The sequence below is a fragment of the Bacillus arachidis genome (assembly GCF_030285945.1).
GTDB lineage: Bacteria > Bacillota > Bacilli > Bacillales > Bacillaceae_G > Bacillus_A > Bacillus_A arachidis.
In genome coordinates this window covers 260093-267500 of record NZ_CP127376.1, presented here as the reverse complement: position 1 = coordinate 267500, position 7408 = coordinate 260093, and the positions used below count along the sequence as shown (strand labels likewise).

Annotated in this window: 6 protein-coding genes and 2 riboswitches (1 of these 8 only partly in view); all 6 genes read right to left on the bottom strand. The window is 38.0% G+C overall.

The window, feature by feature from the left end:
- Positions 1-732 carry the beginning of a sensor histidine kinase gene (locus QRY57_RS03175; protein WP_208019446.1) on the bottom strand. It extends 774 nt beyond the left edge of the window, so 732 of the gene's 1506 nt are visible here — the first part of the coding sequence; it begins with the start codon at positions 730-732; its stop codon lies beyond the left edge, outside the window.
- Positions 716-1417, bottom strand: a complete 702-nt coding sequence (locus QRY57_RS03170; protein WP_090695608.1) for a response regulator transcription factor — start codon at positions 1415-1417, stop codon at positions 716-718. The genes QRY57_RS03175 and QRY57_RS03170 overlap by 17 nt, the downstream gene beginning before the upstream one ends.
- 142 nt (positions 1418-1559) lie before the next feature.
- Positions 1560-2885 carry an NCS2 family permease gene (locus tag QRY57_RS03165; RefSeq protein ID WP_026593350.1) on the bottom strand — a complete coding sequence of 442 codons (1326 nt, stop codon included), beginning with the start codon at positions 2883-2885 and terminating at the stop codon, positions 1560-1562.
- Positions 2886-3013: 128 nt separating this feature from the next.
- Positions 3014-3116, bottom strand: a riboswitch (purine riboswitch).
- A gap of 158 nt (positions 3117-3274) precedes the next feature.
- Positions 3275-4813 (bottom strand): glutamine-hydrolyzing GMP synthase, encoded by a 1539-nt coding sequence (guaA, locus tag QRY57_RS03160; RefSeq protein WP_139265629.1) that lies wholly within the window; start codon positions 4811-4813, stop codon positions 3275-3277.
- Positions 4814-4973: 160 nt separating this feature from the next.
- Positions 4974-5075: riboswitch (purine riboswitch) on the bottom strand.
- Positions 5076-5244: 169 nt separating this feature from the next.
- A complete protein-coding gene (gene groL / locus QRY57_RS03155; RefSeq protein WP_026593352.1) occupies positions 5245-6879 on the bottom strand; it encodes a chaperonin GroEL in 1635 nt (544 codons plus the stop codon).
- A 37-nt stretch (positions 6880-6916) separates the two neighbouring features.
- On the bottom strand, positions 6917-7201 hold the full coding sequence (groES, locus tag QRY57_RS03150; protein WP_000917306.1) for a co-chaperone GroES: 285 nt from the start codon (positions 7199-7201) through the stop codon (positions 6917-6919).
- Positions 7202-7408: the final 207 nt, after the last annotated feature.

The window sequence follows — 7408 nt, the reverse complement described above, 5'->3', positions numbered from 1 at the left end:
TCCCTTTTTCTCAATACGGTAAGCCAAATTCCCCTTTTCTATTTCTTTTACTCCTTGTGCCATCGCTTCAATTTGCTTCATCTTTCTCTTTGTTATGTAGAAGAAAGAGAAAATAAATACAAGTACACCAATAAAAAATGGAAACGGTCCTTCTTGTGTCTCATATACCACCTCTCCTTCAGGAATCCCACTTACAAACATATATAAATTCTTATCTTCAATTGTGATTGGTGAAAAAGCTATAAATTCTTTTCTCGCACTTTCAAAGTTATAATTTGAGTTGTTAATAGCAAATGATGCAGCATTACGAATTGTATTATGCAAATTAATTTGTTCCTCTTGCGCCTGCTTCGTTTTATATAATACCTTCCCGTTCTCATCCGTAATTAGTACTTTTAAAGCTTTTCTTCCCGCTTCTATTTGTTGATTCTCAGCCTCTATCATATCTTGCACAGCATCCATCTTATTGTCAGTCATCATCATTTCTGCTGTATTTTGAGCTTCGCGATTAATTTGCTCCATCCCGACCCTATAATCAATTGTTGCTTCTCGATTCGCATTCTCAAAAAATGGGGTTGCTGCTTTTGATGACAAAACTCCTAATAACGCACAAGCAGTAAAAGTAGTAATAAGCTGGATTCGTATGCTCCGCCGAACACTCTTTACTATCCTTTCAATCAATCCTCTTATTTTCTTATATACATAGGTAAACGGCTTAAATATCTTTTTCAATCTTATACCCCACTCCCCACACCGTTTTAATATAACGCGGTTTTCTTGGATTCTCTTCGATCTTCTCACGGATTTTTCGAATATGTACCATTACCGTATTATCAGATTGAAAGGATCTTTCATTCCAAACATTTTCATAAATTTGCTCTGCACTAAAGACTATACCTGAATTACGCGCTAGTAACTCTAAAATAGAAAACTCTCGTGGTGTTAATTTCACCTCTTCATCCATAACTTTCACTTCATGTGTTGCTACATTTATCTTCATATCTCCAAGTTCAATCTCGCTTTCATTTTGAACAATAAATCCATTCATTTTCATATATCGGCGAAGCTGCGATTTAATTCTCGCTATCAATTCTAGCGGATTAAAAGGTTTTGTTACATAATCATCCGCCCCCGTTGTTAACCCTAAAATTTTATCCATATCTTGCGTTTTCGCAGACAACATAATAATCGGCATCTCTTTCGCTTCTCTTACTTTCATACACATATGAATCCCATCAATTTTTGGCATCATAATATCTAACACAACTAAATGTACTTCATTCTTCTCTAATATATCTAATCCTTCTGCTCCATCCCCAGCTTGCAATACTTTATATCCTTCATTTTTTAAGTAAATTGTAATTAAATCCCTAATTTCTTTTTCATCATCTACAACAAGTATTGTTTCTTGCCCCACAATATCGCCCCCCAAAACTTTTAAACTCTCTATTTCTTATTATAAGAAAACTTCTGAAGAAAAACGGAACGAAATCCTTAAGATTTTCTGAAGACGCAAAAAAGGTCTAGACTCCCCTTAGTCTAGACCTTTTAAAACCCCTTTATTTACGAACGTAGATGAAATATAGTACAAACAATACTCCCATTACATGCATAATTGGATGAACTTCTTTACGGCGCCCACTTACAACCATTGTAATTGGATAGAAAATGAATCCAATTGCAATTCCCGTTGCAATACTATACGTAAGTGGCATGGAAATAATCGTAAAGAATGCCGGTACTGCAATCTCAAATTTCTTCCAATCAATTTCCCCTAAAGATGAAACCATCAAAATCCCTACAATAATTAAAGCCGGTGCCGTCACAGCCGCTGTTACGACACTTAGTAATGGTGAAAAGAATAGTGCTAGCAAGAAAAATCCCGCTGTTACAACTGCTGTAAATCCTGAACGCCCTCCTGCTGCTACCCCTGCAGACGATTCAATGTAAGACGTTGTCGTAGATGTACCAAGAATTGCACCAATAACAGTCGCAATCGCATCTGCAAATAACGCTTTTCCCGCACGTGGTAATTTGTTATCCTTCATTAATCCCGCTTGATTCGCAACTGCTACAAGTGTACCCGCTGTATCAAAGAAATCAATGAAGAAAAACGTTATAATAACAATTGCCATTTGAACAGTGAAGATATCGCCGAAGTGATTTAGCGCTACACCAAATGTTGGTTCTAAACTTGGAATCGCACCAATAACAGCTTTTGGTGTATCAATCAATCCTGTCGCTACACCTAATATTGCTGTAAGAATCATCCCATAGAAAACTGCACCATTGATTTTTTTAATCATGAAGATAATTGTAATCACTACACCGAAAATAGAAAGCAATGTTGTGCCTTTTGTTAAATCCCCCAATCCAACAAGAACAGCATCATTCTTCACTATAATTCCAGCATTTTGAAAACCAAGAAAAGCAATAAACAAGCCAATACCTGCTGCTACCGCGAATTTCAACTCCGACGGAATCGCATTAATAATTTTTTCACGAAGACCCGAAGCAGTAAGAATAATAAAGATAATACCTGACATTAACGTTCCGGCAATCGCTGTTTGCCATGGAATCCCCATCGTTAACACCGCTGTGTAAGCAAAGAATGCATTGATTCCCATTCCTGGTGCTAAAGCAATTGGATACTTTGCAAAAATCCCCATAATCAGTGACCCAATCGCCGCTGCTAACGCAGTAGCAACAAAGACCGCTCCTGGATCCATTCCTGTTCCTGCTGGTAATCCTTTAATGTTTCCCAGTGATAGTGTAGCAGGATTGACAAAAAGTACATAAGCCATAGATAAAAATGTCGTTAACCCTGCAATGAACTCTGTTTTGTAATTCGTACCGAGCTCATCGAACTGAAAATAACGTTTCATTCTACGTTTCCCCCGTTATATGATTACTCGTCGTAATCCTCCCTAGCCCTCTTTTATCTATGAAAATAAAAAAGGCTTCCATTGCGTATACATGGAAGCGTTCTGTAAACAAAGGCAGGATTCCCCTTACCTTTATTAAAACGCCTCGTAGTCAAGCCATTTACGGTAGCTAGGTAGAAACTTTCGGGCCATATCCCCGATATTATACGACGGCTGTAATATTCATTTTTTGTATTAATTACATAATCATATTAACTCACATACAGGCATATGTCAATTTAAAAACGAACGTTTTTTAACAAACTTACACTTTCGTTCGTGTTAAAATACAAAAAAGACCCATCTACATAAGTTATAGATGGATCCTTTTCAGAAAAACAGATTTTATACTATTCCCACTCGATTGTTGCTGGTGGCTTACTCGTTACATCATACACGATACGGTTAACGTGTTTTACTTCGTTTACGATACGTACAGAAATTTTCTCTAATACATCCCAAGGGATACGTGCCCAGTCCGCTGTCATACCATCGATAGATGTTACTGCACGGATACCTACCGTGTAATCGTAAGTACGTTCGTCACCCATAACACCTACACTACGCATACCTGGAAGTGCAGTGAAGTATTGCCAAATTTCACGGTCTAAGCCTGCTTTTTGGATTTCTTCACGTAAAATCGCATCAGATTCACGAACGATTTCTAATTTTTCTTCTGTAATTTCACCTAATACACGGATACCAAGTCCTGGACCTGGGAACGGTTGACGCCATACGATTTCATCAGGAATTCCTAGTTCTGATCCTAATACACGTACTTCATCTTTAAATAATGTATTTAATGGTTCAATTAATTTAAATTGCATATCTTCTGGAAGTCCGCCAACGTTGTGGTGAGACTTAATTGTTTGTGCAGTTGCTGTACCACTTTCAACGATGTCAGTGTACAGTGTACCTTGTGCTAAGAAGTCCATTCCTTGTAGCTTTGATGCTTCATCATCAAATACATAGATAAACTCGTTACCAATGATTTTACGTTTTTGTTCTGGATCTTCTACACCTTTTAGCTTGCTCATAAAGCGTTCTTTCGCATCCACTTTAATAACGTTCATATGGAAGCCTTCGCTAAATGTTTTCATAACGCCTTCCGCTTCACCTTTACGAAGTAAACCGTGGTCAACGAAAATACATGTTAATTGATCACCGATGGCTTTATGAATTAATACTGCTACAACAGAAGAATCTACACCGCCACTAAGTGCGCATAGTACTTTTTTATCGCCAACAGTTTCACGGATTTTCTCTAATTCCACTTCGATAAAGTTCTCCATGTTCCAACCTTCAGAGCAACCACACGCGCCGAATACGAAGTTTTTAATTAAATCATTACCGTGCTCAGAGTGACGTACTTCTGGATGGAATTGTACACCGTATAAGTTTTGCGCTTCATTGCTCATACCAGCAATTGGACAAGACTCACTTGTTGCGTCTACTACGAATCCTTCTGGTAAACCAGTTACTAAGTCACCATGACTCATCCATACAACTTGCTCTTCCGGAAGATTCGTATATAATTTTGATTCATTCTCTACTTTAAGAACTGCTTTTCCGTACTCACGATGGTTTGCACGCTCTACTTTTCCACCAAAGTGTTTTGTCATAAGCTGCATACCGTAGCAAATACCAAAGATCGGTAAGCCTAGTTCAAAGATTTTTTCATCACAGTGGAATGCATTTTCACCATATACACTGTTCGGTCCACCAGAGAAAATAATCCCTTTTGGATTCATTGCTTTAATTTCTTCTGCAGTAATTGTATGTGGATGAAGTTCACTGTATACACCGAACTCACGAATTCGACGTGCAATTAACTGATTGTACTGACTCCCAAAATCTAAAACGATAATCGTATCGTGCTGTTTTTTCAAAATAATCACCCCAACGTTAGTTCTGTATATAAATATTTTCACCAATTTGGCAAAAAGCATTACCAATATAATAAAAAAAGCCAGTCCTCCGCCCTCAGTCTCATAACAAAGAAAAGGCAGAGGTCTGGCTTTATAAAGATAGTCTTCCGCTCTTTATAAATATAAGACACACTGCCTTCATAGTCAGGTTGTTTACGGTAACCCGGTAGAGACTCTCAAACCATATCATTGAGGATATATGAAGGATTCGTTTTATATTATCTTCCTAGATTCTAACAATGAAGTATCAATACGGTCAAGAGAGAAAGCGACAAAATTCTACAGAAATTATTTTCTCATTGCGATAGAGTTTTTATTACTATCATTTTTCTTCTGTGTACAACAAAAAATCCACCTCTAAATAGAGATGGATTTTCTGCCAGCGGATGAAATTACATCATGCCGCCCATACCGCCCATGCCCATGCCGCCCATGTCAGGCATTGCTGGTGCATTTGGTTCTGGCTTGTCAGCAACTACTGCTTCAGTTGTTAAGAACATTGCTGCAACAGATGCTGCGTTTTGAAGTGCAGAACGAGTTACTTTTGCTGGGTCTACGATACCAGACTCAAGCATGTTTACCCATTCGCCAGTTGCTGCGTTGAAACCAACGCCTACTTTTTCGCCTTTTAAACGTTCTACAACAACAGATCCTTCTAGACCAGCGTTGATTGCGATTTGACGAACTGGCTCTTCTAATGCACGGAGTACAATGTTGATACCTGTTGCTTCGTCACCTTCAGCTGAAATAGCAGCTACTTTCGTGTATACGTTCATAAGTGAAGTACCACCACCTGCAACAATACCTTCTTCTACTGCTGCACGAGTTGAGTTAAGTGCATCTTCAATGCGAAGTTTACGCTCTTTTAACTCAGTTTCAGTTGCTGCACCTACTTTAATTACTGCTACGCCACCTGCAAGTTTAGCAAGGCGCTCTTGTAATTTTTCACGATCGAATTCAGAAGTAGTTTCTTCTAATTGTGCACGGATTTGACCGATGCGAGCTTCGATTTGTTCAGTGTTACCTATACCTTCAACTACAGTTGTATTTTCTTTCGTTACAACCACTTTGCCAGCGCGTCCTAAAGATGCAACTGTAGCAGATTTTAAGTCGCGTCCTAACTCTTCAGTGATTACTTCACCACCAGTTAAAATCGCAATATCTTCTAGCATTGCTTTACGACGGTCACCAAATCCAGGAGCTTTAACAGCTACTACATTGAATGTACCACGTAGTTTGTTCACTACTAATGTAGCTAATGCTTCGCCTTCTACATCTTCAGCAATGATAAGAAGTGGTTTACCTTGTTGTACCACTTGCTCTAATACTGGTAAGATTTCTTGAATGTTAGAAATCTTTTTGTCAGTGATTAAGATGTATGGGTTATCAAGTACTGCTTCCATTTTGTCAGAATCAGTAATCATGTAAGGAGATGCATATCCACGATCAAATTGCATACCTTCTACTACATCTAATTCTGTTGTGAATCCTTTAGATTCTTCTAATGTAATAACGCCGTCGTTACCAACGCGTTCCATTGCTTCAGCAATTAATTTACCTACTTCTTCGTCAGCAGCAGAAATAGCAGCTACTTGCGCGATAGAAGATTTACCTTCGATTGGTTTAGAAATCATTTTTAATTCTTCTACTGCTGCAACAACAGCTTTTTCGATACCTTTACGAAGACCCATTGGGTTTGCACCAGCTGTTACGTTTTTTAAACCTTCACGAATCATAGCTTGTGCTAATACAGTTGCAGTTGTTGTTCCGTCACCAGCTACATCGTTTGTTTTGCTAGCAACTTCTGCTACTAATTTTGCACCCATGTTTTCGAATGCATCTTCTAATTCGATTTCTTTTGCGATTGTTACACCATCATTTGTAATAAGTGGTGAACCAAACTTTTTCTCAAGTACTACGTTACGACCTTTTGGTCCAAGCGTTACTTTTACTGCGTTTGCAAGAGTGTCGACACCGCGAAGCATCGAACGACGTGCTTCTTCACTAAATTTAATATCTTTTGCCATAATATTTGACCCCCTTGGATTTTTAAAATGTATATAATTAACCGATAACTGCTAAAATGTCACTTTCACGTAAAATCAAGTAGTCTGTACCTTCATATTTCACTTCAGTACCTGCATATTTCGAGAAGATGATAAGATCACCTGCTGCTACCTCTAAAGCAACACGCTCACCATTTTCAAGCACTCGACCAGTACCTACTGCAATAACTTTACCCTCTTGTGGTTTTTCTTTTGCAGTGTCTGGTAATACAATACCACTTGCTGTTTTTTCTTCTGCTTGAACAAGCTCAATTACAACGCGATCACCTAATGGCTTTAGCATGAACAATTACCTCCTCATTTGTCTATGTAAATTTTCTTTATTAGCACTCAAGTTCCCCGAGTGCTAACACACTTATAATAATAAATAATCTAATTTTCTTTTGCAAGTAAAAAAATCATAATTTTTTCGCAAATTGTGATATAAACTTTTTCTATGCAACAATAACAGAAATAATTCTAAAAAAGCCTTTTGTATATGAATCAGCTT